The sequence below is a fragment of the Paenibacillus barcinonensis genome, from assembly GCF_003217495.1.
Taxonomy (GTDB): Bacteria; Bacillota; Bacilli; order Paenibacillales; family Paenibacillaceae; genus Paenibacillus; species Paenibacillus barcinonensis.
The window spans coordinates 147,489-163,381 of record NZ_QJSW01000006.1 but is presented as its reverse complement, the minus strand read 5'-3'; the positions used below and the strand labels follow the sequence as shown (position 1 = coordinate 163,381).

Here is a 15,893-nt window from a genome sequence, read left to right as displayed (position 1 = left end):
CATTACTGAAGACGGGTCAAGACTCCGGCTGTCCGAAGTGTATGAACGGAGGGGAGAGACATGGGCATTGAATCATCCTGGATGTTTGATTTGTTTGGAACCGTCTTTCCAGTGGCATTTGTCCTGATTTTGGCTATTGTGCTGTTGTCGATGGGCAAAGAAGTGTGGAGGTGGGGACGGAACAATGCCGAGCCGCTGTTGACCGTACACTCCCGCATTACCAGCAGACGGGTGAAGATGAGCCAGCCGCCTTCCGATGCTGCCAGCACGACTCCAGCACGAACGCTGTACTATGTCACGTTTGAAGTGGAGAGCGGAGATCGTCTGGAATTCAAAGTGAATGGTGAAGAATATGGTATGTGCGCAGAAGGAGATGAAGGGCGGCTGTCCTTCAAAGGAACCCGGTATATCGGATTTGAACGCACGAATCGCCTGTATACCGAACGTTTGCGAGGTTAAACATGGAGTAGCTTGCGCCCTAGTGGCGTGAGCTTTTTTTGGCGGACTACGGGACAAGCGTTTCTTAATCGTCGAACCTGTTTGTATATAAGTATGGGGCTGATGGAAAACGATAAGCAATGAAATTAACTATAGTCATGACCAGCTGAACAGATAATCATATAAAAAGAGCGTATCATACCAGAGGAGGAATCATTATGTCGTTTACAGATCAGGTAGTTGTTGTCACGGGAGCTGCGCAGGGGATCGGGAGAAGTGTAGCAGAGGCCTATGCGCTTGCCGGGGCGAAAGTTGTCTTGGCGGATGTGCAGGAGGCCGAGGGAGCAGCCGCAGCGGCTTCAATTCGACATGAGGGCGGTCAAGCAATCTTTGTACATTGCGATGTTCGGAGGGAGCAGGATATTCAGGAGCTGTTTGAGACGACAGTGAAGGAATTCCAGCAGATTGATGTACTGGTGAACAACGCAGGTGTCTCCAGATGGAAGTCTCCCTATGAGCTGACGGTGGAGGAATGGGACGATGTGCTTAATATCAATGTCAGAAGCTGTTTTCTGGCAAGTCGGGAGGCGGCCCGGCATATGAAAAAAAATGAACATGGCGGCGCCATCGTCAATATGGCCTCTACTCGTGCAATGATGTCGGAGCCGCATAGCGAAGCATATGCCGCATCCAAAGGGGCAATTACAGCATTAACACATGCGATGGCAGTCTCACTCGGAAAAGACCAAATTCGGGTCAATTGTATCAGTCCCGGCTGGATCGAGACCGGAGATGTGTCCAAGCTTGCAGATACGGACCATGCGCAGCATCCATCCGGCCGTGTAGGCGTACCCTCGGATATATCCAGAGCTTGCCTGTATTTGTCCGATCCGGCTAATACCTTTGTCACGGGGACTAATCTCGTAATTGACGGGGGCATGACCCGAAAAATGATATATGAGGACTAGAACCGGGACGCTGGCCCAGAACGTTCTATTCAACGCTCCTTCAACATGTAATAAGCCCAAGTTAAGCACTTGGGCTTATTTGTTTTTGATAGGTCGGTTGCTATAATGAATGTGATTTTACAACAGAACAGGAATGGAGGGAGTGTATGTTCGGGAAAACATCCCGGAAAGTATTTTGGCTGTTATTACTGATCGGAGGAATGATAATGATCGGGATCAAGGAGCCTGCCGAGGCGGATGACGCAGATATACGGGCAGCTTGGGTATGGCAAGCACAGTCTGTGAAGAGTGCAGGGGATGAACTGCTGGCCAATGCGGCTAAACATAAGATTAATCGGCTGTATGTCAACGTGGATATGAATATATCTAAAGAGATATATCGAGCATTTATCACCAAGGCAGGCCGTGAAGGCATTGCCATCGAGGCGCTGGGCGGCGATCCCTCCTGGGGTGTTCAAGGCCGTGAGGGCCCTATGCTCCGATTCGCTTCATGGGTAAGTGAATATAATCAGGCTGTGGAGCCGAACGAGCGTTTTGACGCGATCCATATGGATGTTAAGCCATACGTACTGCCCGCATGGAAAGAGAACGCCAAACCTCTGGTGCAATCCTGGATCAGCAATATGAAGCTGGTGTTGAAGCAAGCGAAGCAGAACGGTGGAACTGCCGTTCATGTCGATTTGCCGTTCTGGCTGGATTCATACACGGTCAAGGGCAATCGAGTCGCTGATGATGCAGATAACGAAGCACTGTCACACTGGTTTATTCAAAATGTAGATCATGTGACTTTACTCGCTTACCGTGATAATGCACAAGGAAGTAACGGAATTATTCGTTTAATCGAACAGGAGATGCAGTGGGCCGACGCAAGTGGTACAAATGTGACTGTAGGGGTAAACACCAAGCCGATGCCGGGTGAAGAGTTTACTAGCTTTGCTGGTAAAGGCTCCGCACAGCTGGAGAGCGCTCTCCAGCAGGTTGCTGCTGCCTTCCGTGAGCATAAGTCCTATGCGGGTTCAGCTGTACATGATCTCGCCTATTGGGGAGAGCTGGAGCCAGAAGAACAGCCGCTGCCTGAGAAACCAGCGAACCCGCCTGCGAATTCAACCGAGATTCGGGGTACCTATATCTGGGAAGCATCTCAGGTGACGGATGATGGCGGCGAGCACATTTTGGCTTTTGCCAAAGAGCAGAAGATCAACTGGTTATATGTGCGGCTTGATCTGGATCAGCCATACTCCAGTTACCGCAGTTTTGTGAAAAGAGCGAAAGCACAGGGGATTGAAGTTCATGCTATGGGTGGACACCCGATCTGGGGCAAAAAGGAAAATCGTCCGCGGATCAAAAGGCTGATTGATTACGTGAAAAATTATAATGCCGAGGTGGAGCCGGAAGAGCGGTTTGAGGGCATTCATCTCGATATTGAGCCATATACGCTGCCTGAATGGGAGGCTAATCGGGATACACTGTTGACCGAGTGGGCATCGAACATTGCTTATTTTCAGGAAGAGACGAAGAAGGACAGCAGTTTGGAAACCAGTGCGGATCTGGCGGTGTGGCTGGACACCTATCCGCTGCCAGGTAAAGATGTAACAGTGACCGAGTTTATGATTGATACACTTGACCATGTATCTCTCATGGCTTTCCGCAATACGGCAGAGGGCTCTAACGGTATAGCTGCGGTTGTTAGCCAGGAGATGGAGATTGCAGATCGGTTAGGGAAATCACTGCTCATTTCCGTTGAGATGAAACAGAATCATGAGGGCGAGCATATCTCATTTCATGAAAAAGGTGCCGAGGAGATGGAAAGTCAGCTAAGTAAGCTGCCAGACCTGCTGTCCGAGTATAAGGCGTACAAAGGCAATTTGGTGCATGCCTATGATTACTGGATTGAAGCGAAGCCTTAACAAGTATTCCTGCAGTTGATAAGTGCTTCTGCATAAGATTGAATATGCCTTGGAACTTCACATGGAGTGAGGTTCCGGGCTTTTTTTGTGGAAAAAATCTGGAATCGTGTCACCGAATGGGCTCCTGCACAATACGATGTACGGTGATGAACAGCTGCTATAAGGGAGGGAACAGGCGCGATGGCTGTAATTAAGACCAACTCGGAAGACGTCAAGCTGCTGGCGAGACTGATGCGGGCTGAAGCCGAGGGTGACGGTGATCAAGGCATGCTGCTGGTAGGCAATGTCGGCGTGAATCGTGTGCTGGCGGACTGTCTGGATTTTCGTAACATCCGTGATATTAATCGCATGGTCTTTCAGAATCCGGGGGGCTTTGAGTCCACGCAGAAGGGATACTTCTACCAGCGAGCGAGACAATCCGAGATTCGGCTGGCTCAACGTGTCATTAACGGGGAACGATTCTGGCCGGCGAGTAATTCGTTATGGTTTTTCAGACCCGTCGGAGATTGCCCGCCAACGTGGTATGACCAGCAAAATACGGGACGTTTCAAGGCACATTGTTTCTTTAGTCCAACCGGCGAAGATTGTCCGGACGTCTATTAACCGGTTTACATTTTCATATTCAGGGAGGAATCACCAATGATTAATCAGCCTTATCAACCCACTCAAACGATGGGTCAACAAGCCAATGCCGTATTGGGCCAACAAGCGAATTCGCAGGTTCAAGGTACATCTTACAAAGTCGGCAACAGCATGCCGTCGATGTCGCCTACACCAGGCATGGTATCCCCAAGCTCCACAAGTGTGCCGCCGCTTGTATCCAGCGGAAGCCCGATGACACCTGCAGGAGCTGTCGTTACAACAACAGCACCGCAGTTCGAGCAGTCATATATTGAAAATATCCTGCGTTTGAATCTCGGTAAATTCGGCACGTTCTACATGACATACGAAGGCAACAAAGAATGGAATGCCCGCATTTTCCAAGGGATTATTGAAGCAGCTGGACGTGACCACATTATTATTAGTGATCCGAAAACCGGCAGAAGAATTATGCTGTTGATGGTTAATTTTGACTATGCCACATTTGATGAGCCGCTGCTGTATCAGTATCCAGGTGTTGTCGGTAACTATCCGCAAGCACCAAGCAGACGTTAATCAGATTCGTAGCCAGCACATACGGCAATTCAGGCTGTCCCGAATGCAGTATAAACTGCAGACAGGACGGCTTTTTCCTTTTTTATAGCACGGGTTAACCTGTATAGTAAAAAATAAAAGTAACCTGAACAACAGATCATGTCACTTACATATGAAATTGAAAAAATGATGATATTCAGTAGACCATACCCGTAGGCAGGCAGCTGCGGAATCACAGTGAAAGGAGTCTACGGTGTTGAAATTATGGATTGATGGGGCATTGAGAGGGGAGCCGGAAGCTTACGAGCAGTTGGTGGCCCAATATCGCGGAATGGCCTTGGCAGTAGCCTACCAGCTCCTACAGGATGCGTATGCAGCAGAAGATGTGGTGCAGGAGGCGTTTACAGAAGCGTTTGGTAATCTGGTCAAATTGGAGAGACCTGAGGCATTCCCCGGATGGTTCAAGGTCATTGTGCAAAGGCAATGTTATCGCTGGTTGAGACGCAAACGGCATACGGTCGTTCCATTGGAAGAACTGGACGAAGCCATTCGTGCAGATCGTCAGGATCATGATCCGGAATCCCAAACGATGCATAAGGAATTACAGCAGACACTGCGTAGCTCCATAGCCAGACTGCCATCCACAATGCAGATTGTGGTGGACCTGTTTTATTTTCAAGGGTACACGCTTCAGGAGATATCCGAATTTCTCGGGGTCAGCATCTCTGCGTTAAAGAAAAGGCTGTTTGATGCACGGGTTAAGCTCAAGCGCTCAGTGCCTGTCAGAAATCTGGCATCTACGTTTAATGAGCTTTATGAAGGGGGAAAAGGCATGCTGCATATTATGAATGGAGATCACGCTGCCAGTCGACTGAGAGAGAGCGGAATTCAGGGAGATATTATGGTATGGCGCGAACTGTACACCTATGGCCCTGTAACCACAGATATGACCGGGCGGAAAGCACGGCAGCATCGTGCAGTTGTGCTGGAGGATGAGCTAGGGATACCACAGAAGCAGTATTTACAGATTGAGGGATTGGAGCACAAGCTGCTTTCACTTAAACCAGAGCAAGAGATTGTGTTATGGTTTGAGCATGATTTGTATGATCAAACGATGTTATCGTATATACTGTACTTTTTGAGTGAAAAAAACCTCATGAACCTCAAACTCAACCTGCTGTGTATTGATTCATTTCCGCAGGTCGAGCATTTCAGGGGGCTGGGTCAGCTTACACCTGCTCAAATGCAGACGCTCTCCGGGACTTGGCATGTTATCCAGGACGAAGAGATAGAGGCGGGACGAGAACTCTGGGAGGCGTATACCTCGCCTGATGTTCGTGAGCACGAGCGATACCTGAAGCAGTGCTCACAGGCTCTTCCTTTTGCCAGCGCTGCGTTTCAGGCCCACCTGTCCCGTCTGCCTTCTCAGACAAACGGCTTGAGCATTATTGAGCAGACCACGCTTGAAACAATAATGGAGGGCATTCAGCATGCTCCTGCTCTGTTTCATGCCGTAGGAGGCAAGCTGCCTGTCCTCGGTATGGGCGATCTGGAATATTGGGCGCATCTGAACAGAATGTCCAAAGGAACCTATGCACTCATTCGGATGACTGGAGCGGAGAGTTTTCCTAAGTACAATCAGCATGAGCATGCTTTTGATGACGCTACGGTGTCTGTGACAGAACTTGGCATTCAGGTGTTGAACGGTGAAGTTGACTGGGGCTCCTTGAGAGAGGATGAATATTGGGTTGGCGGATTGCATGTAATCAAAGGCCGTGTTTGTAGCATGATTTAAAATAAACGAAGCGTGTCAATGGGAGAACTGCACAACGACAGTCAGTTCTCCTATTTCTTTTGTTTAGTAAATGATAAAAAACAGCGTAATCACTGCTTTTATCAACGAATTGTGCCGATTATGCTTTTTAAGTGTCATAGGACACGGATTGACTGTGTAGTGTAGAATTATATAATAAAAGAAGCATATCCATGTTTTTGGGCACAAACGGCAGGAGGTGGAAGCATTGGGAAGTTGAAATTGCATATGAACGGCAGAATGGCTAATATCCTACATTTTCGAAGGAGGTGGACCTATTTGCCGAAGAATGACGGCGAATAGGAAGAACATTTGAGTGACCCCTTACCGAGTATATTGAATTTGGTTTTAATTGGTTTACTTGTATTAATGAATGGTTTCTTTGTTTCGGCAGAATTTGCGATGGTGAAAGTGCGGGGAAGCCGGATTGAGGCATTAGTGGAAGCTGGCAACAAAAATGCGATTTATGCTTCCAACATTGTACGTAATATGGATGCTTATCTGTCTGCATGTCAGCTCGGCATTACATTAGCCTCACTTGGACTTGGTTGGCTGGGAGAACCTGCAATAGCTCACCTGTTAGAGCCTGTATTTACGGCATTTGGACTGGGTCCGGTATACGTGCATGGCATTTCAATTGCCATAGCTTTTGTTATTATTACGATTCTGCATATTGTGCTGGGGGAACTTGCTCCCAAAACGATGGCAATCCGCAAGTCAGAGACGATCACATTGTGGTCCGCAGCACTGCTAACGTTCTTTTACAAATTAATGTACCCCTTCATCTGGGCATTAAACGGCATGGCGAACGGATTGCTTAGACTGTTTCGGATGGCACCTGCGTCGGAACTGGACTCCGCGCATAGTGAAGATGAAATACGTATTCTCATGAAAGAAAGCAATAAGAGCGGTTTAATAGATAACACTGAATTAGCACTTGTTGATAATATATTTGATTTTACGGATACAACCGCACGTGAAATCATGATTCCGCGGACGGAAATGATCTGTCTCAATGCCAATCAGTCCATGTTGGAAAATATGGAGATTGCGAGTGAAAGCATGCGTACCCGTTATCCGGTATATAACGGCGACAAGGATCATATTATCGGCTTTATTCATATTAAGGATCTAATGCGATCTCAGCTCACCGATACGATATCCGTGATTCGTCCGATTCTGGCTGTGCCAGACACGACCTTCATCAGTGATCTGCTCAAACGCATGCAGCGTAGCAAGACACAGATTGCCGTTCTGATCGACGAATACGGAGGAACCTCCGGCATGGTCACGCTTGAAGATATCATGGAAGAGATTGTTGGTGAAATTCAGGATGAATTTGACCAGGAGCGTCCCGTGATTGAGCAAGTGAATGATATGGAATATTCCATTGATGGATTGATGCTTATCGAAGAAGTCAGTGAACGTTTCGGCATTGAGATGGACCGGGCTGACTACGATACCATTGGTGGCTGGCTATATTCCAGAGTGGAAGCTATTCCGCCTGAGATTGGTCAAACGGTCGAATATGACGGTTATCTGTTTGTGATCCAGGAGACCGAACAGAAGCGGATTTCACGTGTAAATGTAATAAAGATGGAAATGCTGGTTGAAGAGGAGGGAGCATAGCTTCCTCATGAAACCTGTCATGTTGAGGTACAAGAAGTCTTTTATTGAGTTGTTGTTCTATACGTGACGTGAGTAATGCAGATTCAGGCCTGATGTGGGTCAGGATCTGCATTTTGCTTATGGATGAACAACGCTTAGGCTTAGTCATACGACGATGTCCTCACGTAGTTCTTCATACGGGTTAGAATAATTTAAGTTTCAGGAATGTTGTTTCCTCGGAAAATACAACAGGACGCTGCCGATTTAAAATCGGTGCGTCCTGTTTTTTTTGAAACCAGCGCTTTGGTTCGCCCGTTTAATAGATTACACCAAAAATGCAGAGGAGGAATGATGATGAATACTAACCGTGTACGGAGCAAAGAAAGTTTTCGATCACCTATTCTCAAAGTAGCCATCGTGCTTGCATTGATAACCCCGGCTCTACTGGTCCTGCCCGAAGTCCATTCAGCTACAGCGAATCCTATAAATAAAACGATGTCTGGTGCAAGAACGGCTCCACCGCCGCGCACCCCTCAGGAGTATTCCATTCATTCACGAGTCGAACAACCTGTACATATCTATCAAGCAGAGAGTAAGTTAACCCGTGGAGAGGGGCCTCAAGCTATCGTAAAAACAACGACAATGACGTTCAAGAACATGAAGACCTTATCCATCCAATATCGGTTGGAGCGCTGGACAGGGACAGCATGGATCGTGCACAAAGCAAGCTCTTCCTCTCAGACGGACACAAGTGTGCTTTATGCAGGTTCCGATTGGGATGTCATTGCCGGATATTATTATCGCATCGTTAGTGTTCATACGGCTAATGATGGAACGGTGTCAGATCAGGTTACACGTACTTCAAGCAGTATTTTGTTCTGATGTAGTTTATTTAACTTTTGCGGGAGAGCTTTGCTCCAGAAAATCATTCGCAATCGCAATCATCTCTTCCTGGTTTATCGTTCCAAACAGACTCATACTGAGTGATCCTGTCATCCACTGAATAGAATTGAAGGGTTCTCCGACATATACTAGTGCTTCACTACCATCAATGAGCTTCACAATTTCACTTTCGCGCAGAGACGTTTTCTCAATGGATTGTCCAGGCATCACATATTCGTAATCGAACATCATCAGCTCTTCGTCTTCCGTTTTGCCTGTGACCGTGTAGCGGATTCTCATCCGGTCGGATTCGTAGTAATTGTCTTCATTCACCGGGTTCTCCGTATCCAGCATCAGCATATATTTTATTTTGTCAAAGCGGGCAGGAATGGCCTTGGAGATAATAAATTCTCCCATAAATCCGCCACGAGCAACCTGTTCTGTCACTGCAACAGGGCGAAACAGATGTTGATCCAGATCAAAGGCAGGAAACTGGCCCTCTTCCTCATGAACCGCGCTTAGTTCCCTGTCGGGTGGTGGTGGTGTTTTGGCCGTAGAGGGATCGGGAGCACGCTGCACAGACTGATCTTCAACAACGATGGATTTCATGCCATTGCTCCAATTTTTAATGGATTGCACAATGGGGGATACTGCTTGGGTACCGGAGGGCAGACTGAAAATAACAGCTCCAACCATTACGGAGGCCGCAACAATGGTAGACAATTTCAAGGTACGCATTCTCCGTTTGCGGGCGCCCAGTTTATCAATCTCCTGTTGTACTTTCTGCCAGGATTGGTGCATGGATTCGTTACGCGAGACAGAAGGGGCGGAGGCAGCCTGCTGGAAAGCTTCATCAAAAGCCTGCTCAAACGCCGCATCAAAATATTCGTCTTCCAGGCCTGAATCCCGTTTTTCTTCGATCTTATTTTGCCTGCCTCTGTTCAACATTTCCACCCCATTCCTTATGTAATTTCTTCTTTATATTACCTCGGGCTCGGAATAAACGCTGCTTTACAATGTCTTCTGTCGTATTCAGTAATTCTGCAATTTCCCTATAGGATAAGCCTTCCTTCCAGCGAAGCTCCACCAGCACGCGGTATTCCGGCTTTAACTGTGAGAGATACAACTCGATGGATTCCTGCATCATCTGCGTTTCGACCATGCTTTCGACCGAAGCGGCTGTCTGATTCATCGTCTCTATATCTATAAAAACACTGTCCGTGTCCAGTTGGTTACGGTTATTTTTATTTTTTCTCAAATAATTAATTGCAGTATTTCGGGTAACGACCTTGAGCCAGGCTCTGAGTTTGACCTCGTCTTCAAAAAGAGGTTTATTTTTAATAATTTTGATAAATGCCTCCTGAATAATATCCTCTGCTGCTGCGCGTTCCTTGATGATATATACGATTAATCCATATACCATATTATAATATTCGTAATACACTTCTTCCTGAAGTACAGGTCCTAGTTGATGAAAATCTGAAGCAAGCAAAAGCTGGAGCCGATTGGCCATGATGTTCTCCTTTCTGGTCAACAGTCCACAAACATTGGTATCATTACATTTTACAACATATTATGGAAACGTTACAATGTCCGTTAGACCTGATTTACGTCCTGAAAACATGGAGTTCTGACCCTGTCTGACGTTTGCTGAAAAATAAAAAACAGACGTTCCTGCAAACTACCTATTGAAGTTAAAGATCCTCTGTTCAATAAGTAGCTGCAAAATCGTCTGTTGAAGTATAGCTGGTAGGCCGCTGGTTCATAACCTGTATCAGAATGCCCAGTTGCCATTCAGGAAGATGGCTTCACGCTCGCCGTTTGCTGTAATGCCGTAGATGCTCGTCTCGGAAGAGCCCATCATGAAATCGACATGCGTGATGCTGGCATTCATGCCTCGGGCTGCGAGCTGCTCGGATGACATCGTTTTGCCACCTTCGATATTGGACGCGTAAGAACTGCCGATCGCCAGATGACAGGATGCATTCTCATCATACAGCGTGGTGTAATACAGAATGCCGCTTTCGGAGATGGGGGAGTGAAATGGCACCAGAGCAACCTCGCCCAGATAATGTGAGCCTTCATCCATTGAAATCAGACGCTCCAGCGTTTCCAGACCTTCCTCTGCATGAAAATCAACAATCCGACCCTTGTCGAATGTAAGAGTAAAGCGATCAATGATGCTCCCCCCGTAACTAAGCGGTTTGGTGCTGGTTACTTTGCCGTTTACCCCGTATTTTGCCGGAGCCGTATATACTTCCTCCGTGGGGATATTGGCTACAAACGGAGTACCCTTCTCATTTACACTTCCTGCCTGAGCCCAAATATGACCTTCAGGAAGCTCCACCGTCAGATCGGTTCCCGGAGAGAGATAATGCAGTGCTTTATATTTTTTGCTGTTGAGCGCAACAGCACGGGACTCCAGTTGTTGAATATGCTGGTCCCACGCAGCAATGGGATCGTCAACGTCTGCACGCACGGCGGCAAATATCGCGTTCCACAGCTGATTCATCTGCTCTGTCGCAGGCAGGTCCGGGAACACTTTGGCTGCCCAATCTGGTGAAGGGCAAGCGATGCCAGTCCAGCTCATTTTATCTGCCTGAAGGTACTGCCGGTATGTGCTCATCGCCTGACCATAGGCACGTTGATGTGCAGATATTCTGTCGGGATCAATCCCCTTCATCAGATCAGGGCTGGAGGATAGAATGGTCAGAAAAACTGCGTTGTTTGCTGCCAGCTCCTCCATCTCGGCTGCATGCCATTTGGGCGGTTCGTTAAAAGATTCCTCAGGGGCCAGCTCGAACCGAAGGCGGTTAACGATCTCATCCGAATATTTCACAACCACTTGCTTTGCACCGGCTTCATACCCTTTGCGCACAAGCAGCCGCACAAGTGGAGCCGAGTCAATCATGGCATTGATGACAAATACCTGGCCTGGCTGCACGTTAGCTCCAACCTTGACCGCAAGTTCAGCGTAATTCTCCAGCTTCTGTTCAAAAGTTAACATGGGATACCCCTCCATTATGTTCAGCAAGTTTATGTGTAGACACAGGAAAAGAGAGGAGATTTCTCCTCTCTCTATACGCCAGGGCTGATTAGAAAGCCCAGTTTCCATTTACGAAGATAGGCTCTTCTGCTCCTTCAGCAGTCACACCATTAATGTTCATCTCGCCGGAACCAATCATGAAATCGACATGTGTGAGACTGGAGTTCATACCGTGCTCGATCAGTTCGTCCTTGGACATTGTTTTGCCACCTTCCAGACAGAAGGCATAAGCATTACCAATGGCCAAGTGATTGGAGGCATTTTCATCAAACAATGTATTGTAGAACAGAATGTTCGTATCTGAAATGGGGGATTGGTGCGGAACAAGAGCGACCTCGCCCAGATAGTGTGCACCTTCATCCATTTCAATCAGATTTTTCAGTGCGTCCAGACCTTGCTCAGCCGTATAATCAATAATGCGGCCATCCTTGAAGGTGAGGGAGAAGCCATCAATCAGATTACCGCCATAGCTAAGCGGCTTGGTGCTGCGAACAGTACCGTTTACACCTGTTTTCAGCGGAGCAGTAAAGACTTCCTCTGTCGGCATGTTGGCAATGAACACATGACCCTGCTCGTTCACGCTGCCGCCGGATACCCAGATATGGCCTGCTGGAAGTTCAATAGTCAGATCTGTACCCGGAGCAGTATAGTGAAGCTTTTTGTATTTTTTGCTGTTCAGCAGGTCGGCACGGGAATCCAGGTTGTGCAGGTGAGTTTTCCATTCTGCCACAGCGTCCTGTTCACCAATGCGTACCGTTTTGAAAATAACATCCCACAAGCGGTCCACTTGCTGCGCTTCAGGCAGATCCGGGAATACTTTAGCGGCCCATTCCGGGGAGGGAACAGCGACGATGGACCAGCTGAACTTGTCGGCCATCTGATAAGAGCGATATTTCTCCAGCGCTTTACCGCGCACCTTCTGGCTGGTTACGATGCGTTCTTGAGCAACACCGTTCAGCAGGTCTGGATTTTCCGCAATAACATGCAGGATTGCTGCACCTTCTTCAACCAGCTCGGTCATTTCTCCTGCGAACCATTTCGGTTCAATGGAGAAAGCCTCATCCGGGGCCAGATCATAATGAAGGCGTGTAACCGTCTCATCGCTCCAGTTGACTTTGACAAGCTTGGCACCTGTGTTATAAGCGGCTTTGACAATCAAGCGTACAAAATGTGCTGCTGTAATCGGCGCATTCACGACAAGAGTTTGTCCAGGATGAACATTGACCCCGACCTTTACCGCAAGTTCAGCATATTGCTGGAGTTTCGATTCAAAATTGTTCATGCTATTTTTTCCTCCAATGTGATATGAATATCGTAGCTGGTGGGCTTTTCAAAGTCCTCATTACCATAGTGTAAGGAGTCATCAAGGTCCTTCATTGAATAATGTATACGTTGCTACGATATATATTGTACAATTAACCAATAATAATTACCAAACAGCTTTGCCAGAAAGTTGGAGAAAAGTTGAAAATCCAGCATGTTAAAGAACGCTCTGCGTGCAAAATGTTGAGATTTGCTTTAAACGAGAGATTAAAAGGAGAGTATGAGAGTGAGCATTGAAATTATTCGCGCTGAGATGCGCCGTGAGGACGAAAAAAGTTTTGTAGGAAGCACCGTGTTCAAGATTGAGGGTGACAAGTCCGTATATGAAATTACGTTTATGAGTAAGAACGGAAAGGATTGGGATTACAGTCTGCATTTTACCGAGCAATCCGGAGATGAGGAAGAACTGCTGAAAATGGACGAGCTGCTTGAAAATGATGATGATCTGTACAATCAATTGCTTGATGCAGCTCTGGATGCATACCCGGCTTAATGGGCTGCTCATGTTCTTGTTCTATTGTCCGATCTGCATGACTATACTAGACGGTGTATGCCCTAACAGGGCGTGCGCCGTCTATTTGATTCTGATGGCGAATAGATGATCCAAAAAAGGGAAATCTACGAGATGAACATAAGCAGAGAGACAATTCACCTGATGGGAGGTAACTGTGAATGACATTTGACAATCTGATGACATCTGGAATGACCGGATATGAGGAAGTGGCTTCTGATATTCTGAGTTTACGTACCCTCTTTGTGAATGTCGTGTTCATTGGAGAGCCGGGAAGCAGGAGTTGGGTTCTTGTGGACACGGGTATGCCCAATTTCACGGAACACATTGTTCATGTGGCATCCGAGCGTTTCCAGGGACCGCCATCGGCTATCATTTTAACGCATGGTCACTTCGATCAGGTGGGAACCGTGGTTGAACTGGAGCAGTTCTGGGGAGTGCCTGTATATGCGCATGCATTGGAAATTCCGTATTTGACGGGCCTGAAAGATTACCCTCCGGCAGATCCCTCCGTTGGAGGAGGTTTGATGGCGAGATTATCTTTTACGTATCCTAACGAGGCGATTAATCTGGATGATCGGGTGTTCAGTCTGCCTCTGGATCATTCGGTACCAGGCTTGACGGGCTGGCGCTGGTTGCATACACCAGGTCATACCCCGGGGCATGTGTCTTTGTTTCGTGAAGTGGATCGCTTGCTGATTGCTGGCGATGCCATCGTTACAGTTAAGCAGGAATCCTTATGGAGTGTTCTGCTTCAGGACAAACAGCTGCACAGCCAGCCTGCTTATTTTACAACCGATTGGGATACGGCACATGAATCTGTTCAAAGCATCAGGCAGCTGGAGCCCAGTGTGGCCATAACTGGACATGGGCATAAGTTAAGCGGTGAGATGCTGTATGCATCACTTCGACAGCTTGATGAGAATTTGGAGGATACGGTGCCGAAGCATGGCAAATATGTGGATTGATATGTTAAAGCCCAGCTTAGGGGTTGAGTGGGCAACAGGCCAAGACAGCGCGGAACGATCAGCTGTCTTTTTTGTTTTGCGAGCAGTTGCGATGAATTGTTATCAAATGTTCAGGAATGTTTAATTTGTTCTCGATCTCAGATTGTTATTTTATGTGCAGTCATGATATAGTCGAGCCGTATCATATAACCTTAGTATGCAGGAGGTACATATAACGATGACACAACAGAATACAGCATTTGAAGAACAATTTGGAGGCATTCCGGCGGTATGGCTGCGATTCGGTCCATTTGAAGCAGCGGTCATTCCTAGTGTTGGGGCCAACCTGGTTGCGTTTCGGGATACGGAAAAAGGATATCGCTATCTGCGCGAGCCGAATCAGGACGATATGAAAGAGTTTATGGCGGCTCCCGCAGTCTATGGCATTCCCATCCTATCCCCGCCAAACCGTTATGAAGATGGTCGCTTCCCGTGGAATGGGAAGGACTATCAGCTGCCTGTTAACGAGCCTGCAACTGGCAACCATCTGCACGGATTTTTACATGATGCAGAGTGGAAGCTGGAGGGATATGGCTCGAACAATCTGGAAAGTTACGTTTCGCTCAGCCAGAGCATCGGAGAAGGTCATGCATTTTACAAATATTTGCCGTTCTCCTTTACGGTAACTCTTCGTTATTCCTTGAGCAGTCAAGGTCTGTTGCAACAGTTAGTGGTGAACAATACCGGGACCGAGTATATGCCGAATTTGTTTGCATTCCATACAGCCATTAATGTACCTTTTGCCCCAGGCAGCCAGTCTTCGGATTATACGGCCAAAGTGACGATCGGCCAGCGCCGTGAATTAAATGAGCGCTCTCTGCCGACAGGACAATTTCAACCGCTTACACCGGAAGAAGAGCAGCTGAAACAGGGCGGGGTTAGCCCGTTTTTTGCAGCGATGGACAACCACTATACAGCGGAGCCGCAAAACGGCCGCAACTACATGGAGCTTACCGATCACCGCACGGGAGACAAGCTGGTGTACGATGTAGGTACATCCTATAAACACTGGATGATCTGGAACAACAATGCTTGTAATGAGTTTTTCTGTCCCGAGCCGCAGATGAATCTGGTTAATGCACCTAACGTGGAAGGTGTCTCTGCGGAAGAGATCGGTCTGGTTGGCCTGCAGCCGGGTGAGATCTTCGAGCAATCCAGCCGTTTGTATCCGATTGCTGCTGCGAAATAGTTTCAACTGCTTTCAATAGTTTTATAGGCTAGACATTGCAGGTTCAGTTTGTTTTGTGCTGCGCTTA

The 15,893-nt window shown here is 47.5% G+C and carries 15 protein-coding genes; 11 read left to right on the top strand and 4 right to left on the bottom strand.

Annotated elements, in window-relative coordinates; genetic code table 11:
• The first annotated feature begins 60 nt into the window (after nt 1–60).
• The 8 genes from DFQ00_RS11845 (at nt 61) to DFQ00_RS11810 (ending at nt 8,750) form a co-directional block, all read left to right on the top strand.
• Complete coding sequence (locus DFQ00_RS11845; RefSeq protein ID WP_110896688.1) at nt 61–459, top strand: DUF2500 domain-containing protein; 399 nt, start codon at nt 61–63, stop codon at nt 457–459.
• 197 nt (nt 460–656) lie between these two features.
• Complete coding sequence (locus DFQ00_RS11840) at nt 657–1,406, top strand: SDR family NAD(P)-dependent oxidoreductase (RefSeq protein ID WP_110896687.1); 750 nt, start codon at nt 657–659, stop codon at nt 1,404–1,406.
• Between the two features lie 206 nt (nt 1,407–1,612).
• On the top strand, nt 1,613–3,313 hold the full coding sequence (locus DFQ00_RS11835) for a hypothetical protein (protein ID WP_146236152.1): 1,701 nt from the start codon (nt 1,613–1,615) through the stop codon (nt 3,311–3,313).
• Nucleotides 3,314–3,493: 180 nt separating this feature from the next.
• On the top strand, nt 3,494–3,916 hold the full coding sequence (locus DFQ00_RS11830; protein ID WP_110896685.1) for a cell wall hydrolase: 423 nt from the start codon (nt 3,494–3,496) through the stop codon (nt 3,914–3,916).
• Between the two features lie 36 nt (nt 3,917–3,952).
• Nucleotides 3,953–4,468 carry a spore coat protein GerQ gene (gerQ, locus tag DFQ00_RS11825; protein ID WP_110896684.1) on the top strand — a complete coding sequence of 172 codons (516 nt, stop codon included), beginning with the start codon at nt 3,953–3,955 and terminating at the stop codon, nt 4,466–4,468.
• Between the two features lie 235 nt (nt 4,469–4,703).
• A complete protein-coding gene (locus DFQ00_RS11820) occupies nt 4,704–6,242 on the top strand; it encodes a sigma-70 family RNA polymerase sigma factor (protein WP_110896683.1) in 1,539 nt (512 codons plus the stop codon).
• A 330-nt stretch (nt 6,243–6,572) separates the two neighbouring features.
• Nucleotides 6,573–7,889, top strand: a complete 1,317-nt coding sequence (locus tag DFQ00_RS11815; RefSeq protein WP_110896682.1) for a hemolysin family protein — start codon at nt 6,573–6,575, stop codon at nt 7,887–7,889.
• A gap of 333 nt (nt 7,890–8,222) precedes the next feature.
• A complete protein-coding gene (locus DFQ00_RS11810) occupies nt 8,223–8,750 on the top strand; it encodes a hypothetical protein (protein WP_110896681.1) in 528 nt (175 codons plus the stop codon).
• A gap of 6 nt (nt 8,751–8,756) precedes the next feature.
• On the opposite strand, the gene DFQ00_RS11805 is transcribed toward DFQ00_RS11810, so the two are convergent.
• The 4 genes from DFQ00_RS11805 to DFQ00_RS11790 all read right to left on the bottom strand — a co-directional run bounded on the left by DFQ00_RS11805 (nt 8,757) and on the right by DFQ00_RS11790 (nt 13,078).
• Complete coding sequence (locus tag DFQ00_RS11805) at nt 8,757–9,695, bottom strand: DUF4367 domain-containing protein (protein WP_208643776.1); 939 nt, start codon at nt 9,693–9,695, stop codon at nt 8,757–8,759.
• On the bottom strand, nt 9,673–10,263 hold the full coding sequence (locus DFQ00_RS11800; RefSeq protein WP_110896679.1) for an RNA polymerase sigma factor: 591 nt from the start codon (nt 10,261–10,263) through the stop codon (nt 9,673–9,675). The genes DFQ00_RS11805 and DFQ00_RS11800 overlap by 23 nt, the downstream gene beginning before the upstream one ends.
• A 261-nt stretch (nt 10,264–10,524) precedes the next feature.
• Nucleotides 10,525–11,757, bottom strand: coding sequence for an aminopeptidase (locus DFQ00_RS11795; RefSeq protein WP_110896678.1), 1,233 nt, complete (start codon nt 11,755–11,757; stop codon nt 10,525–10,527).
• 88 nt (nt 11,758–11,845) lie between these two features.
• Nucleotides 11,846–13,078: an aminopeptidase gene (locus tag DFQ00_RS11790; RefSeq protein ID WP_110896677.1), complete on the bottom strand. Its 1,233-nt coding sequence runs from the start codon at nt 13,076–13,078 to the stop codon at nt 11,846–11,848.
• Between the two features lie 267 nt (nt 13,079–13,345).
• Between DFQ00_RS11790 and DFQ00_RS11785 the strand changes: the two genes are divergently transcribed.
• The 3 genes from DFQ00_RS11785 (at nt 13,346) to DFQ00_RS11775 (ending at nt 15,826) form a co-directional block, all read left to right on the top strand.
• Nucleotides 13,346–13,612 carry a hypothetical protein gene (locus DFQ00_RS11785; protein ID WP_174812094.1) on the top strand — a complete coding sequence of 89 codons (267 nt, stop codon included), beginning with the start codon at nt 13,346–13,348 and terminating at the stop codon, nt 13,610–13,612.
• Between the two features lie 179 nt (nt 13,613–13,791).
• On the top strand, nt 13,792–14,598 hold the full coding sequence (locus tag DFQ00_RS11780) for an MBL fold metallo-hydrolase (RefSeq protein ID WP_110896675.1): 807 nt from the start codon (nt 13,792–13,794) through the stop codon (nt 14,596–14,598).
• Nucleotides 14,599–14,815: 217 nt separating this feature from the next.
• Nucleotides 14,816–15,826 (top strand): aldose 1-epimerase, encoded by a 1,011-nt coding sequence (locus tag DFQ00_RS11775; protein ID WP_110896674.1) that lies wholly within the window; start codon nt 14,816–14,818, stop codon nt 15,824–15,826.
• Nucleotides 15,827–15,893: the final 67 nt, after the last annotated feature.